This is a genomic window from Sphingobium sp. FG58, assembly GCF_057809055.1.
On record NZ_JBMDJF010000007.1, the window covers coordinates 50,666 to 64,866 of the forward strand.

General features: G+C 64.8%; 16 protein-coding genes. 2 read left to right on the plus strand and 14 right to left on the minus strand.

The window, feature by feature from the left end:
• Positions 1 to 12: 12 nt before the first annotated feature.
• Positions 13 to 1,347, minus strand: a complete 1,335-nt coding sequence (locus tag ACODR8_RS10595; RefSeq protein WP_489007204.1) for a hemolysin family protein — start codon at positions 1,345 to 1,347, stop codon at positions 13 to 15.
• 168 nt (positions 1,348 to 1,515) lie between these two features.
• Between ACODR8_RS10595 and ACODR8_RS10600 the strand changes: the two genes are divergently transcribed.
• Positions 1,516 to 2,196 carry a YiaD family glycine zipper/OmpA-like lipoprotein gene (locus ACODR8_RS10600; RefSeq protein ID WP_489007205.1) on the plus strand — a complete coding sequence of 227 codons (681 nt, stop codon included), beginning with the start codon at positions 1,516 to 1,518 and terminating at the stop codon, positions 2,194 to 2,196.
• Between the two features lie 142 nt (positions 2,197 to 2,338).
• Here the strand turns inward: ACODR8_RS10600 and ACODR8_RS10605 are convergent, their stop codons facing one another.
• Genes ACODR8_RS10605 through ACODR8_RS10625 form a run of 5 tightly spaced genes read right to left on the minus strand, consistent with a single transcriptional unit; the run spans position 2,339 to position 5,105 of the window.
• Positions 2,339 to 2,959, minus strand: coding sequence for a MarC family protein (locus tag ACODR8_RS10605; protein ID WP_489007206.1), 621 nt, complete (start codon positions 2,957 to 2,959; stop codon positions 2,339 to 2,341).
• Entirely contained in the window at positions 2,956 to 3,600 is a 645-nt protein-coding gene (locus tag ACODR8_RS10610) for a YybH family protein (RefSeq protein ID WP_489007207.1), read from the minus strand. The genes ACODR8_RS10605 and ACODR8_RS10610 overlap by 4 nt, the downstream gene beginning before the upstream one ends.
• Complete coding sequence (folD, locus tag ACODR8_RS10615) at positions 3,597 to 4,490, minus strand: bifunctional methylenetetrahydrofolate dehydrogenase/methenyltetrahydrofolate cyclohydrolase FolD (protein ID WP_489007208.1); 894 nt, start codon at positions 4,488 to 4,490, stop codon at positions 3,597 to 3,599. Before folD ends, ACODR8_RS10610 begins: the two co-directional genes overlap by 4 nt.
• Position 4,491: 1 nt before the next feature.
• Positions 4,492 to 4,818 (minus strand): DUF167 domain-containing protein, encoded by a 327-nt coding sequence (locus ACODR8_RS10620; RefSeq protein WP_489007209.1) that lies wholly within the window; start codon positions 4,816 to 4,818, stop codon positions 4,492 to 4,494.
• Complete coding sequence (locus tag ACODR8_RS10625; protein WP_119746334.1) at positions 4,815 to 5,105, minus strand: YggT family protein; 291 nt, start codon at positions 5,103 to 5,105, stop codon at positions 4,815 to 4,817. Before ACODR8_RS10625 ends, ACODR8_RS10620 begins: the two co-directional genes overlap by 4 nt.
• Positions 5,106 to 5,205: 100 nt before the next feature.
• Between ACODR8_RS10625 and ACODR8_RS10630 the strand changes: the two genes are divergently transcribed.
• The gene (locus ACODR8_RS10630; RefSeq protein WP_489007210.1) at positions 5,206 to 5,616 is read left to right on the plus strand and encodes a hypothetical protein; all 411 of its coding nucleotides are present in this window, start codon (positions 5,206 to 5,208) and stop codon (positions 5,614 to 5,616) included.
• Here ACODR8_RS10630 and ACODR8_RS10635 read toward each other — a convergent pair.
• The 8 genes from ACODR8_RS10635 to ACODR8_RS10670 form a co-directional block, all read right to left on the minus strand.
• Positions 5,583 to 6,146, minus strand: coding sequence for a DUF1993 domain-containing protein (locus ACODR8_RS10635; RefSeq protein WP_489007211.1), 564 nt, complete (start codon positions 6,144 to 6,146; stop codon positions 5,583 to 5,585). The genes ACODR8_RS10630 and ACODR8_RS10635 overlap by 34 nt on opposite strands.
• A gap of 78 nt (positions 6,147 to 6,224) precedes the next feature.
• Positions 6,225 to 6,566, minus strand: coding sequence for a hypothetical protein (locus ACODR8_RS10640; RefSeq protein WP_489007212.1), 342 nt, complete (start codon positions 6,564 to 6,566; stop codon positions 6,225 to 6,227).
• 7 nt (positions 6,567 to 6,573) lie between these two features.
• Entirely contained in the window at positions 6,574 to 7,491 is a 918-nt protein-coding gene (argB, locus tag ACODR8_RS10645; protein WP_489007337.1) for an acetylglutamate kinase, read from the minus strand.
• 197 nt (positions 7,492 to 7,688) lie between these two features.
• Positions 7,689 to 8,366 carry a queuosine precursor transporter gene (locus ACODR8_RS10650; RefSeq protein WP_489007213.1) on the minus strand — a complete coding sequence of 226 codons (678 nt, stop codon included), beginning with the start codon at positions 8,364 to 8,366 and terminating at the stop codon, positions 7,689 to 7,691.
• 160 nt (positions 8,367 to 8,526) lie between these two features.
• A complete protein-coding gene (locus ACODR8_RS10655) occupies positions 8,527 to 10,050 on the minus strand; it encodes a Ppx/GppA phosphatase family protein (RefSeq protein WP_489007214.1) in 1,524 nt (507 codons plus the stop codon).
• Positions 10,051 to 10,055: 5 nt separating this feature from the next.
• On the minus strand, positions 10,056 to 12,194 hold the full coding sequence (locus ACODR8_RS10660) for an RNA degradosome polyphosphate kinase (protein WP_294133313.1): 2,139 nt from the start codon (positions 12,192 to 12,194) through the stop codon (positions 10,056 to 10,058).
• 5 nt (positions 12,195 to 12,199) lie between these two features.
• A complete protein-coding gene (locus ACODR8_RS10665) occupies positions 12,200 to 12,838 on the minus strand; it encodes a P-loop NTPase family protein (RefSeq protein ID WP_489007215.1) in 639 nt (212 codons plus the stop codon).
• The gene (locus ACODR8_RS10670) at positions 12,835 to 14,130 is read right to left on the minus strand and encodes a heavy-metal-associated domain-containing protein (protein ID WP_489007216.1); all 1,296 of its coding nucleotides are present in this window, start codon (positions 14,128 to 14,130) and stop codon (positions 12,835 to 12,837) included. Before ACODR8_RS10670 ends, ACODR8_RS10665 begins: the two co-directional genes overlap by 4 nt.
• Between the last annotated feature and the right edge of the window lie 71 nt (positions 14,131 to 14,201).

The window sequence follows — 14,201 nt, forward strand, 5'->3', positions numbered from 1 at the left end:
GACCCGCGCCGGTCAGCGTTCCGCGACCAACACTTTATCGATCTTGCGCCCGTCCATATCGACAATCTCGAAACGGAAGCCCTGATCGTCCACATAATCGCCGACTTCGGGCAGGCGCTTGAGCAGCCACAGCGCATGGCCTGCCACGGTCGCATAATCGCGGTCCTCCGACAGGTCGATGCCGATCCGATCGGCCAGCTGGTCGATCGGCATCTGCCCCGACACCAGCAGGCTGCCATCCTCGCGCTCGACCATGTCCGGCTCGTCATAGGCGTCGCGGTCCGACGCGAAATGGCCCGCAATCGCTGACAGCAGGTCGGCCGGGGTCACGATCCCTTCAAAATGGCCATATTCGTCATGGACCATCACCATCGGCACGTCGGACCGACGCAGCACTTCCAGCGCGTCCATCGCATCGACCTGGTCAGGCACCACCTCCGCCTTGCGCATCAGCGCACCGACATTCAGCGTCTCGCCCCGGAACAGCGCGCTCATGATATCGCGTGCCTGGACGATGCCGATAATATCCTCCACCGACCCGCGCCCCACCGGCAGGCGGGTATGGGGCGTTTCCAGCAGCCGCGCGCGAATCGTCGCATCGTCCGCGCCGATGTCGATCCAGTCGACGTCCATCCGCTGCGTCATCACCTCGCGCACCGGTCGGTCGGCCAGCCGCACGACGCCCGAAATGATCGCCCGTTCGCTTTCCTCGATCACGCCCGACTTGCTGGCTTCGGCGACGATCAGGTGCAGCTCCTCCGCCGTCACATGATGTTCCGATTCGCGGTTCATCCGCAGCAGCTTGAAGATCAGCGCGCTCGACCCGTCCAGCACCCACACGATCGGCGCAGTCGCCTTGGACAGCCACAGCATCGGCCCGGCCATGATCACCGCGATCGGTTCTGGCGCGCGCAACGCGAACTGCTTTGGCACCAGTTCGCCGATGATCAGCGACGCATAGGTGGTAAAGCCGATGACCAGCGCAAAGCCCAGATTTTCCGACGCATTGACCGACAGGCCCAACCCCACGCTCTGGCCCAGCGCATAAAGCCGCTCGCCCACCGGCCCGCCCAGGCTCGCGCCCGAATAGGCGCCCGCGATGATGCCAATGAGGGTGATGCCGATCTGCACGGTCGACAGAAATTTACCCGGATCGCTCGCCAGCTTGAGCGCCGTCGTCGCTCCCTTGCGCCCCGCCTTCTCCAGCCCCTGCAAGCGCGGCTTGCGCGCCGACACGATGGCGAGTTCCGACATCGCAAAGACGCCGTTCAGCGCCACCAGCGCAAGGATGATGAAAAGATCGGCCCAGGGAAAGGGCGTCGGATTGGGAAGGGGGATCGTGGCCATGGCGGTCAGCGACCTCCTATAGCCGCTATTCTTTCAATTTCACAACATCCCCATCATCACCAGTTCAGTTCGCTTGTGGAACAAACGGTCTTGTTCGACCATTTTGGGGCTATTCGTCCCTCCCGGACGCAAAAAGACAGATTTCGATAAAGACAAGGGAACAGGATCATGAATATTTCTCACCGCATCATCGGCGCCGCAGGTCTGGCCGCCATGCTGGCCACCACCGCCTGCACCACTGATCCGACCACGGGTCAGCGCTCCATTTCCAAAGCCGCGATCGGCGGCATCGGCGGCGCGTTGGGCGGCTACCTGCTCGGCGATCTGGTGGGCGGCCGCAACGACCGGACCGAAAAGATCCTGGGCGCAGGCATCGGCGCAGTCGCGGGCGCGGGCATCGGCGCCTATATGGACGCCCAGGAACGCAAGCTGCGCGAAGAAACCGCCGGCACCGGCGTGGACGTGATCCGCGATGGCGACAATCTGCTGCTGCGGATGCCGTCCGGCATCACCTTTGGTTATGATCGCGCCGATGTGCAGCCCCAGTTCCAGCCGACACTGAACGATGTCGCCAGCGTGCTGGCGCAATATCCCAAGACCTATATCGACGTGCTGGGCCACACCGACAGCGACGGCGCGGACGCCTATAACCAGACCCTGTCGGAACGGCGCGCCCGATCGGTCGCCGATTATCTGATCGGTCGCGGCGTCCAGTCCGCCCGCATCGGCACCCGCGGCTATGGCGAAACCCAGCCGATCGCGTCGAACGCCACCGAAGAAGGCAAGGCCGCCAACCGCCGCGTCGAAATCAAAATCTCGCCAGTCACCGAAGCCGACGTGCGGGGCTGATATATCCTCCCCGGCACGGGGAGTTCAACAGAGTAACGTGCCTCTGTTGAACATGCGAAGCCTGACGGAGGGGGCGCGCCCGGTGGCACGCCCCCTCCACCATTTGCTTCGCAAACAGTCCCCCTCCCCGTGCCGGGGAGGATTAAAAACTCGCCTTCAACCCGTCGATCACGAACTGCGCCGCCAGCGCAGCGAGCAGCACGCCCAGCAGCCGAGTGATCACCGCCTCGATCTTGTGGCCGAGCAGCGCCATCAGCGGCCCTGCCGCCAGCAACGACCCCAGCATCAGCAGCAGCGTCACGACGACAGCGCCCAGCACCACCATCCGTTCGCCCATGCCGTCTGCGCGCGACATCAGCAGCATGACGGTGGCGATCGATCCCGGCCCGGCGATCATCGGCATCGCCATCGGGAAAACCGACACATCCTCGACATGCGGGTCCTCGGCGCTGATCTTCTGCGCCCGGTCCTCGCGCCGCTGGGTGCGCTTTTCAAACACCATGTCCATCGCGATCATGAACAGCATGATGCCGCCCGCAATGCGGAAACTGTCCAGCGCGATCCCCAGCACGCCCAGCAGCTGCTTGCCCCACAGGGCGAACACCAGCAGGATCGCGGCGGCAATCCCGACCGCGCGGATCGCCATCGCCTTGCGCTGCGCCGGGCTCGCCCCGCCGGTCAGGCTGGCATAGATGGGCGCGCAGCCGGGCGGGTCGATCACCACGAACAGCGTGACGAAGGCGGAAATGAACAATTCGATCATGAAGCCGCCCCTACCCTGTCGTCGATCACATTATCATAGCCGCTGCCATTCCACATCTGCACGGTCACCCGGCGGCTGCCATCGGTCGCAACCTGCGCCGACCAGAGCAGGCTGTCGTCAGGCGGAGGCGGCGGTGCGTCCTTGCTCGGCGGCGGACCATCGGGGCGCGCAGGCCGCTTGCAGGTCGCCACCTTCCCGCTCAGAAATTCCGGCACCTCGCGCGCCTTGGCCAGCGTATCGCCATGGTCGGCGATCCACTTCCACGCGCCCTTCTTGTCGCGCCGCCAGATCGTGGTGAAATAGCCCACCGCCCCGTCCGGCCGCGTCCAGTTGCCGGTGCTGGCCGCCAGATTGCCATCGCACGAGACATAGACGATCGACGGCGACCATTTGACCGGCGCTGGGGGATCAGCCCGCCCTTTCAGCCAGTCCTTGGCCAACACCTGCTGCGGCACGAACATCACCGCATCGTCAGCGGCGGTGGCGCGAAAGGCGGTCCATTGCCCCTTTTCCTGCGCCAACCGGCTGAACGCGATTTCGGCGGCGATGACGGAGCTGGGATCAGGCTGGAAACGCAGCGGCGGTTTTGCGGCGACCAATGCCGCCGCAGCCACAGCCAGCAGCGCCAGCCGCATCCTCACAGCCCGTCGGGCTTGGCCAGCCCCGCGCGGGCATGGGCCGCGACCAGTGTGTTGCGCAGCAGCACCGCGATCGTCATCGGCCCGACCCCGCCCGGCACCGGGGTGATCGCGCGGACATGGGCCAGCGCCTCCGCCGTCGCGACGTCACCGACGATCCGGCTCTTGCCATCTTCGGTATCGGCCACCCGGTTGATGCCGACGTCGATCACCGTCGCGCCCGGCTTGATCCATTCGCCCTTGACCATCTCGGCGCGCCCTACGGCGGCAACGACGATGTCCGCGCGATGGACGATGCTGGCAATGTCGCGGGTGCGGCTATGCGCGATCGTCACGGTGCAGCTTTCGGCCAGCAGCAGCTGCGCCATCGGCTTGCCCACGATGTTGGACCGACCCACCACCACGGCCTCCAGACCACTGAGGTCGCCCAGCTCATCCTTCAGCAACATGATGCAGCCCAGCGGCGTGCAGGGGACCAGCGCCTCCTGCCCCGTCGCCAGCTTGCCCGCATTGACGACATGGAAGCCATCGACATCCTTGGCCGGGTCGATCGCGGCCAGAACCGCGCTTTCGTCGATATGGGCGGGCAGCGGCAGCTGGACCAATATGCCATCGACCCGCTCGTCATGGTTCAACTCCTCGATCAGGTCGAGCAGATCGTCCGCGCCGATGCTGGCCGGGCGCTTGAACTCATAGCTTTCCATGCCGGTCGCGACCGTCATCTTGCCCTTGTTGCGGACATAGACCGCGCTCGCCGGGTCCTCGCCCACCAGCACCACCGCCAGCCCCGGCTTGCGTCCCGCCTGCGCGGCGAAAGCGGCAACGCCGCCTGCCACCTTGTCGCGCAGTCCTGCTGCAAAAGCCTTGCCGTCGATGATCTTGCCGATGGTCATGTCACGTCAACCTGTTGTTCGATGCCTGTTGTTCTACGATAGCGATCAGGCGCGGCTGTGCGCCGCCCCGGATCCGCAGCCGCTTTAGCCGGTTGCTGTCGCCTGATTCCAGCGAAATCGCCCCCTTGGGCAATCCAAGACATTTGCCGAGCAGGGCGACAAGCGCATCATTGGCCCGCCCTTTTTCCGGCACGGCCCGCACCCGCGCGGACAGCCATTGCGCGCCCTTCTCATCGGTCCAGACGCCGCCGACCATCTCCTTGGCCGCACCTGGCGTCAGCCGGACGGCCAGGATCAGGTCGTCGCCCGCCTGAACCCAGGCGGTCACACCAGCCCGAATAACGGGGGCAATACCGCCTGACGGATGATGAGGATCGCCAGCAGCACGACCATCGGCGTCAGGTCCAGCGCGCCCAGATCGGGCATGATCTTGCGAATGGGATTATAGATGGGCGCGGTCATCCGGTCGAGCGCGGTCATGACGGTGCGAACGAAATCGCTGCCCATATTGACGATGTTGAAGGCAATCAGCCAGCTCATCACCGCCTGGATGATGATGATCCACCACAGCACGTCGAGCAGGATGACGATGATCTGATAAAGCGCGTAGGCCATGAGGTCTCCGAAAAACGTTGCCTCTCTCTACCCCGTCCGATGGCCGGGGGACAAGCATCGCCGCAAGCTTTCGGAAAGCTTTTTCCTGCATAGCGTCTGGATGAGAGGCAGCTACACGATCGAGGCCGAACCGGCCCATGACCTGATCCGCATGACCCTGACGGGCTTTTTCGACACCGAAACGATCCGGGCGTTCGGCGCGGCGCGTTATCCGGTCATCGCCCGGCTTGGCTGCGCGCGCAACCAGCATATCACGCTATGCGACATTTCCGGTTGCAGCCTGCAATCGCAGGAAGCCGTCGCCGCCTTCCAGCAGGTGCTGGGCGAAGGCGACATCAGAAGCCGCAAGCTTGCCATGGTCACCGGCAGTTCCCTGGCCTGGATGCAGGCGCGACGCATCCTCAATCGCGACGAACTGGCCTGCTTCGATACGGAGCCGGAAGCCATGCAATGGCTGCTTGCCCCCGTGATTCCCGATCAGCCCGTCGGCATCGTCCCCGGCCGGATATAGGGGAACATATGCGCGACATAGTCCGCCTTGCCTAATTCCACCCCATTGGCCCGCAGGATCGCATAGGCGGTCATCAGGTGAAAATAAAATTGGGACAGGCTCCAGTCCCGCGCATATTGCTCCGCGGTCAGGTCCAAAATCATCCCGTTGGGCAGCGCATGGGCGATCATCGTGCCAGCAGCAGCATCCAGCGCATCGGGGGCAAGCGCTTCCAGCAACGCCGCGGTTTGCGCGATCCGTAGCTTGGCATCCGCGATCGAACCGGGATGCACCGCCCCATTGCGCCCTTCGTCGAGCAGTTCGCCAAGCGAGGCCGGAAAATCCTCACCCTTTAGCCGATAGACCGCTTCCTGCGCCTGCACGCAGGCAAAGCGGATCTGCGTCGACAAGGGAAACATATCGGGTGCCAACCGCGCAGACAGCAGCGCATCGGCGTCATCGCCCACAGCAACCTGCGCCTTCGCCAGCCAGGCGGACAAACCCTTGAGCATCTGCACGAAAGTCGGGACGAGAAGATGGGTCAGCGACATGGATCGGCTCTCCAAATGGGGGATCGTTGTGACATGTAACATGACGCCGTCAGCGTCAGGGGCGGACTAGACGAACGCTCAGCGCTGCTTCTTGGTCATGGTCGCGGTGAAATCGGGCGCCTTGTTCGCGACCCAGTCGACAAATTTGCGCACGGCCGGGTCGGCCAGCAACCCGTCCACGTCCATCCCGTGGCGCTGCAATTCGGAATTGGTGAAATTCTTGATCAGCATCTGCTGGCAGATGGGATGCATCGGCACGACATCGCGCCCGCCCCGGCTCTTTGGCACAGGATGATGCCAGATGATCGTCTCGCCCGTGGGTCGGCCGCACAGCCAGCAAGGCGGAATCACCGCCGGAGCCTCTTCCTCGTCCGGATGCACGTCATCATGGCGACCATGTTTGGAATGTTTGCGGGCCATATATGCTCTATTTGCGAATCAACGTGCCCGCACCGCGCTTGGTGAAGATTTCCAGCAGCATCGCGTGCGGCACCCGCCCGTCGAGGATAACGGCGGCGTCCACCCCGCCCTCGACCGCCTTCACGCAGGTTTCCAGCTTCGGGATCATGCCGCCGCTGATCGTGCCATCCTGTTGCAGCACCTCGATCGCGGCGGGATCAAGATCGGTCAGCAGATTCTTGTTCTTGTCCAGAACGCCCGCCACATCGGTCAGCAGGAAGAAGCGCGACGCACCCAGTTCCGCGGCGATCGCGCCTGCCATCGTGTCGGCATTGACGTTGTAGGTATGGCCGTCCGCGCCGATGCCCACCGGCGCGATCACGGGAATGATGCCGTCCTGCGTCAGCGTGTCGAGGATGCGCCGGTCGACCTTCACCGGATCGCCGACAAAGCCCAGATCGACATTGCGCTCGATCCCCGAATTGGGGTCCGCCTCGCGCTTGCCCAGCACCTTTTCGCAGATGATGAGGTTGCCATCCTTGCCCGAAATGCCCACCGCCCGGCCGCCAGCCCCGGCGATCCAGCCGACGATTTCCTTGTTGATGGAACCGGCCAGCACCATTTCGGCGATCTTGGCGGTTTCAGCGTCGGTGACGCGCAGCCCACCGATAAATTCCGACTCGACGCCCAGCTTCTTCAGCATCGCGCCGATCTGCGGCCCGCCGCCATGGACGACGACGACATTGATGCCGACCGCCTTCATCAGCACGACATCCTCGGCAAAATCGCGCGCCGCTTCCGGGTCGCCCATCGCATGGCCGCCATATTTCACCACGAACGTCTTGCCCGCATAGCGCTGCATATAGGGCAGCGCCTCGACGAGGGTTTCAGCCTTGGCGAGCAGCGCCGGGACGGGATCATGCGAACTGGTCATGCGCGGGCGCATAGGGGCAAAGCAGCCCTGGAGCAAGAATAGACGCGCCCCGGCCCACGCGAACAGCTCCGCCGCCCCGGCCAACCCCACCATATCCTCAAACACGCAACCGCGCCGCTCTGACGAAATCAATTAGTTTGCTAACTAATCAATATTTTGGAATCCTCTGCATATGTCTGGCTCACTGTCGGACTAGCCGATCCGGCCGCTCAGGACTGCCTGTCCAGCCACCGTCCCAGCCCGACCAGCAGGTAGATGACCGGCGGCACCAGCAGCGCGGACAGCACGACCTTGGCCAGCATCTGCCCCAGCAGCAATTCGCCGATCGGGAACTTCCCATAAAAAGCGATCGTCACGAACAGCAAGGTATCGACGATCTGCGATAGAATGCTCGCGACCGCCGCACGCAGCCATAGCAGGCGCGCGCCCTCGCGACCCCTCAGCATCGCAAACAGTGTCACGTTCAGCGTCTGCGACACGCCATAGGCAATGATCCCGCCCGCCCAGATGCGCGGCGTGCCGCCCATCATCATGGCGAAGGCTTCGGCCTTCTTGGGGTCCATGTCGCCTGCCGCCGGGACCGAGAGGACCAGAATGGACAACAGGATCGAGGCAATGAGCGGCAGCAAACCGATCTGCACCAGCCGATTGGCGACCGCGCGGCCATGGAGTTCGGCCACCGCGCTGGAAATCGTCACCAGCAGCAGGAAGGCGAAAATGCCCGCCTCCACCGCCAACGGACCAAGGCCGAGTGCAGGCCCGATGGCCGACACCGGTCCCAGCGTCACCTGCTTGTTGCCCAGCACGCCTGCGATGCAGACCATGCCACCATAAAAGATCGAAAAGCCAAAAAGCGAGCGGCTGAGCGGCGCGGGAGAAGATGTCATCGCCAGGACTTAGCCAAGATTACGCGGCAGGGGAAGGTGGGCGGTGCGAGCTTCTTGCTTGGTCCGTCATCCCGGCGAAAGCCGGGATCTCCCTTCTTCTGACAGCGCCTGAACCAATAGAGATGCCAGCATCCGCTGGCATGACGAACCTTTGAAGCCCCTACTCCTCACCCCGCACCAGCCGATATTTCACCCCCAGCGTCTGCGCCAGATGCCGCAGCCGCCGTTCGACCACTTCGCCGCCCAGCGCCACATCGTCGCTGTCGAGTTCCAGCAGGAGCAGCCCGTCTCGCAACGCCAGCCGCGTATGGGTCAGCGGCCGCTCGACCCCGCCCGACAGGCGCTGGGCGAGCCGGATCGCCAGCCCCCAGAGCATCGCCCGGCGCAGCGCCTCAGGACTGGCGAGCCGCTCCAGCCCCGGCGCAATCGCCGTGCCGCCGCCAAAATGGCTGAACAGCGCCTGCCCCAGCATCGCCCGCTCGGCCGCGGTGATGCCCACCCAATTGCTGTGCAGCGCAATTTCCATCCCGCGTTCGGCCCGGAAATCGGGATTGGCGCGCCAGCCGACATCGGCCAGCAGGCAGGCGGCGCGGCGGATGCGGCGGGCGGCGGCAGCATCATCGGCGAACAAAGGCGCGATCCAGCGCTCGATCCGGTCGCCATGGCCGCGAAAACGCGACTGCGCCTCCCCCTCCGCCTCGGCCGCGACCAGCAGCGGATCATGGGCGCGAATTTCCGGCGGCAATCCTTCGAACAGCAATCCTTCGCGCAGGCCATAGGCCGACACGACCAGGCGACTCGACCGCAACTGGCGCACCACCACCGACAGCAAGGCCGCCGCATCGGTCAGCGTCGGCACGCGCGATCCGCTCATGCCCGGAATATCTTTCAGCCGCGCCCGATCGACATGGGACACGATGCGGATCAGCTGTTCGGCGCGGGTGGCAGGCATGTCATATTGATGCACCACCGGCAGCGGAAACTGGGTCAGCTGCATGTCGAACCGCGCCAGCGCCCGCCACGACCCGCCGACCATGTAGAAGGGCAGGTCAGGCTCCTGCCGCCAGCCTGCCTTGACCAGCATCTTGGTCACCTGCCGCTCCAGCAGCCTTGGCCCCTTCGCGCGAATCTGTGGCAGGCGCAGCACGCCCAGCGGCAGGGATATGGTGTCATGCACCTGCCCGTCCCTGATCCGCGCCAGTTCCAGGCTGCCACCGCCCAGATCGCCGACAATGCCGTCGGCATGGGGGATGCCCGACAGCACGCCCATCGCCGCGCCCACCGCTTCCTGCCGACCCGACAGCAATTCCACGGTCAGCCCCATGGCGGCGGCACGGGCAATGAATTCCGGTCCGTTGGTCGCCTCCCGCACCGCAGCCGTCGCGACGCAGCGTATGTCGGCAACCTTCATCTGCCGGCACAAATGGGCAAAGCGCTCGGCGGCGCGCAGTCCCCGCTCCATCGCCTCCGGCTCGATCCGCCCGGTCCGCGCCAGCGCCGCGCCCAGCCCGGCCATCACCTTTTCATTGAACAGGATGAAGGGGATGCGGCGCGGCCCGTCATAAACCACCAGACGCACGCTGTTGGAACCGATGTCGATGATCGCGGTGCGACCGGTCGTCGGCTGGGGCGATGTCGCCATATTATGCGCAACATCGCGGACCCGGCTAAGCATCGAATTCATGGGGGTCAGGTCCGCCCGCGCAGGCGCAATGTCGGCACCGCTTCATTGTCCAGCGCCGCGCCGCGCCCCGACAGCGACGGGTTGGTCATGAAATAACGGTGCAGGTTGAACGGCTTGTCGCCCGGATCGAGCCTGGTGTAATGGCCCGTACTGTCCAGCGTCCAGCTTTGTTCGCTATCGATCAGATTGGCGACCATCACCTGGTCCAATATCTGGTCATGCACGGTCGGATTCTCGATCGGCGCCAGAAATTCGACCCGCCGGTCGAAGTTGCGCGGCATCCAGTCGGCCGAGCTGATATAGACTTTCGCGCCATTATTGGGCAGCGCCTTGCCATTGCCGAACACGGTGATGCGGCTATGTTCCAGAAAGCGGCCTACGACGGACTTGACCCGGATATTTTCCGACATGCCCGGTACGCCCGGCCGCAGGCAGCAGATACCCCGCACGATCAGGTCGATCTGCACCCCGGCATTGCTGGCGGCATAGAGTTTTTCGATCAGCGCCGGATCGACCAGGCTGTTCATCTTGGCCCAGATGGTGCCGGGGCGACCGGCGCGGACATGGTCGATTTCCTTGTCCACCATGGCGCACAGATGATCGCGCAGGCTGCGCGGCGACATGACAAGCTTTTCCAGCCCCTGCGGCTCCACATAGCCGGTAATGTAATTGAACAGCGCCGCCGCATCGCGGCTATAGGCCGGGTCCGCAGTGAAGAAGCTGAGGTCCGTATAAATGCGGGCGGTGACCGGGTGATAATTGCCGGTGCCAAAATGGCAGTAGCTGCGGAACTGGTCGCCCTCGCGCCGGATAACCATCGACACCTTCGCGTGGGTTTTCCAGTCGATGAAGCCATAGACGACCTGCACGCCTGCGCGTTCCAGCGCGTCGGCCCACATCAGATTCTGTTCTTCGTCAAACCGCGCCTTCAGCTCGACCACGGCGGTCACCGACTTGCCAGCCTCCGCCGCGTCGATCAGCGCACGGATGATCGCCGACTGCTTGCCCGCGCGATAGAGCGTCTGCTTGATCGCCACGACATCGGGATCGACCGCCGCCTGCTTCAGGAAGGCGACGACGACGTCGAACGCCTCATAGGGGTGATGGACGACAATATCCTTGGCCCGGATCGCGGCGAAACAATCGCCGCCATATTCGCGGATCCGTTCGGGAAAGCGCGGGACATAAGGCTCGAACTTCAGGTCAGGGCGGTCCTCGTCCACGATGCCGGACAGGTCGCCGATGCCGATGAACCCCTCCACCTCGACCACCACCGCTTCATGGCCCTGGAGCATGTCCTGCAACATCTCCTCGACCGGTTCGGGGATGCGCTCCTCTATCTCCATGCGGATGACGCGGCCCCGGCGGCGGCGCTTGATCGCGCTGCGATAGTGGCGGACCAGATCCTCGGCCTCTTCCTCAATCTCGATATCGCTGTCGCGGATGATGCGGAACACGCCGCTTTCGCGCACCTTGTAACCGGGGAAGAGATCGCCCGAAAAACGCCGGATCACCGCCTCCAGCGCCATATAGCGCGCCGGTTCGCCGGGAATACGGACAAAGCGGGCCAGCGAGGCGGGGATCATCACCAACTCGCGGATCGGCTGCTTGTCCGACAGGCGTTGCAGGTCGAACACGATCGACAGGCCTTCATTGGGGATGAAGGGGAAGGGATGCGCGGGATCGAGCGCCTGGGGCGTCAGGATCGGGAAAATCTGATTGAGGAAATGGTCGCGCAGCCAGGCTTCGCTCAGCGGGTCGATCGGGCTGGACGGGCCGACCACCTCGATCCCCACCTGCGCCAGCTCGCCATGGACGATGCCCCACACCTTCTGCTGCGCCAGCATCAGCCGGTCGGTTTCCGCCGCGATGGCGGTCAATTGCTGCCCGGCGGTCAGCCCGTCGGCAGAACACATGTCGACATCCTGCAACTGCTGGCCTTTGAGGCCCGCCACCCGGACGGAGAAGAATTCGTCCAGATTGGCCCCCGAAATCGACAGGAAACGCAGCCGCTCCAGCAAGGGGTGAGCGCGGTTCATCGCCTCTTCCAGCACGCGCTGGTTGAACGCCAGCCAGGACAGCTCGCGGTTGAAATAACGCCCCATGGGCAGGGTCAGGCTGGTCGCGGGATCGGCTTCGGCCACTGGGGTCACTCGCACGGATCGAGGGAAGGGTTGGACGCTATTATAGGCAGAAAGCCAGCGCCTTGCAGGCAGTCTTTTGCCATTGCGACGGAAATCTTACGGCCAGATGACAGCGCCGCCCGGTCGAGCAAGTGCGTCACCGCCGCGATTGCGCCATAGCTGCGCTCGATCCGGCGGAGAAGCCAGTCAGGCAAATCGGCGGCAAAGCGTGCCCCCGCCGCGCCCAGCTGGCGTTCGATCAGCGCGCGCGCCAGCGCCTCGTCCGGCTCTGCGATGGTGACATGCGGCACGGCGGCCAGCCGCGATCGCAGGTCAGGCAGCGCCACGGTCCAGCTGGCGGGCGGCGCATGGCCGATCATCAGCAGGGGTCGATGACTGGTCTGCGCCTCGTTCCAGGCATGGAACAGGCCATGTTCGTCCTGCCCTTGGGCATCGTCGATCACACTCCCGCCGCTCATCTGCGCGAAATGGCGGGCCAGCGTCGATCGGCCCGACAGCGGTGGTCCGGTCAGCACGCTCACCGACAGTGGCCAGTCGCGCCAGCGTTCCAGATGGGCAACGGCCTGGGCATTGGCGTCGCTGACCAGAAAATCCCCGCTACTGGCCGCGCCATGCCACTCGAAAGGCAGGCTGATCTGGCTCATTGCTGCGATGGGGGCGTGGGCTGCGGTGCCTGCCTGCGCGTGATGCGCAGGGTCGTGCCCGACACGGCGACACTATAGCCGCGCGCCTGTAGCCCGTTGCGCAGCATATCGACCGTGCCGTCAAAGCTGACCTGCATCACCGACGTGCCGCCCAGCGCCAGGCTGCTGGTCGAAGCCGACCGCACGCCGGGGATCGCCCGCACCGCCGATTCGCCGGCCCCGATCGATCCGACATCGGGCGTATCGAACTGGATCGCAAAGCTGGTGGTGCCGGTGGTGGCCGTCGCCGTCGGCAGATCGACCGTCTCTACCACCGCATCGGCTGCATTCTCGATCGCCAGCGCATCGGGATCGACCGGCTCCTCGATGATCAGCGACGGGTCGGGCCGCAGGCGGCCGTCATTGAGCGCGCGAATATACAGCTCATCGATCCGCCGCGCCCCCTCGTCCAGCATCTGCGCGATGCCGCTGGCGTTCGACGCGCGCAGCGTCACGCTGCCGATCAGGCTGTTGTCCGGGCCATAGCGCGCGGTGAAGGTGCCGGTCACCGGCCCGCCGGGATAGGCCCGGTCCAGCCGCGCGATCGGGATCACCACGTCCGCTGCGCCATATTGGTCGAGCAACACCCGCCACCACAAGCGCCCGCGCCGCCCGGTCTGTCCGGCGTTCAGCAATATGGGGTCAGCCACCGATCCTGCGACGCGCACATAGTCGATCGCGCTGTCCCCGGTGCGGTATCGCGCCCAGGCCTTCTGCCATTCATTGGTGCGTTCATAGGATACGGCCGATCCGCCATCCCACAACACCGGGATCACCAGCAAGGGCGGCGATCGCATGACATTGCCCGACACGCCCAGCAACTGCCCGGTGCGCGCCCGGTCGAACAATATGCCCAATGTCGCGACATAACGGGTCGGCCCCGCCTGCTCAAAATCAATCTCGATGCCCGACACCATCGCCTCGATCTGCGAATCGGACAGGGCAGGCGCGCCGCCGCCGCCATGAGTGCGCGTCCACAGCATCCGCCACGCCTGCCGCTGCGCCATCCGCCACCCGGCATAGCGCGCGCTGTCGGCATCCTTGGCCACGACGTCGACCTTGACCCCGCGCACCTCGAAATCCCCGCCACTGGCGATCGGCGGCACGCCCCGCTCCCCCTCCATCTGCGCAAACAGCGCGGCGGCAACCAGGCCGATCGCGATGGCGAGAAGGATCTGGACCGGGCGCGACACGGCGCGCAGGATGGCGCCGGACTGGAACGGCAGGCGGTTAAGGGTCTGGCTCAGGCTCACGCGCGCCCTTTTGGCGAGATTTGCCCAGGATGCCAAGCGCCAACGCATCACGGACACACTCCGTTCGCCCT

What these genes read in the sequence shown, in the direction of transcription:
- ACODR8_RS10605 (WP_489007206.1), bottom strand. Translation starts at nt 2,959, where the DNA reads ATGATCGAATTGTTCATTTCCGCCTTCGTCACGCTGTTCGTGGTGATC.
- ACODR8_RS10635 (WP_489007211.1), bottom strand. Translation starts at nt 6,146, where the DNA reads ATGTCGCTGACCCATCTTCTCGTCCCGACTTTCGTGCAGATGCTCAAG.
- ACODR8_RS10650 (WP_489007213.1), bottom strand. Translation starts at nt 8,366, where the DNA reads ATGACATCTTCTCCCGCGCCGCTCAGCCGCTCGCTTTTTGGCTTTTCG.
- ACODR8_RS10665 (WP_489007215.1), bottom strand. Translation starts at nt 12,838, where the DNA reads ATGAGCCAGATCAGCCTGCCTTTCGAGTGGCATGGCGCGGCCAGTAGC.
- folD (WP_489007208.1), bottom strand. Translation starts at nt 4,490, where the DNA reads ATGACCATCGGCAAGATCATCGACGGCAAGGCTTTTGCAGCAGGACTG.
- ACODR8_RS10625 (WP_119746334.1), bottom strand. Translation starts at nt 5,105, where the DNA reads ATGGCCTACGCGCTTTATCAGATCATCGTCATCCTGCTCGACGTGCTG.
- argB (WP_489007337.1), bottom strand. Translation starts at nt 7,491, where the DNA reads ATGCGCCCGCGCATGACCAGTTCGCATGATCCCGTCCCGGCGCTGCTC.
- ACODR8_RS10655 (WP_489007214.1), bottom strand. Translation starts at nt 10,050, where the DNA reads ATGAATTCGATGCTTAGCCGGGTCCGCGATGTTGCGCATAATATGGCG.
- ACODR8_RS10640 (WP_489007212.1), bottom strand. Translation starts at nt 6,566, where the DNA reads ATGGCCCGCAAACATTCCAAACATGGTCGCCATGATGACGTGCATCCG.
- ACODR8_RS10600 (WP_489007205.1), top strand. Translation starts at nt 1,516, where the DNA reads ATGAATATTTCTCACCGCATCATCGGCGCCGCAGGTCTGGCCGCCATG.
- ACODR8_RS10595 (WP_489007204.1), bottom strand. Translation starts at nt 1,347, where the DNA reads ATGGCCACGATCCCCCTTCCCAATCCGACGCCCTTTCCCTGGGCCGAT.
- ACODR8_RS10630 (WP_489007210.1), top strand. Translation starts at nt 5,206, where the DNA reads ATGAGAGGCAGCTACACGATCGAGGCCGAACCGGCCCATGACCTGATC.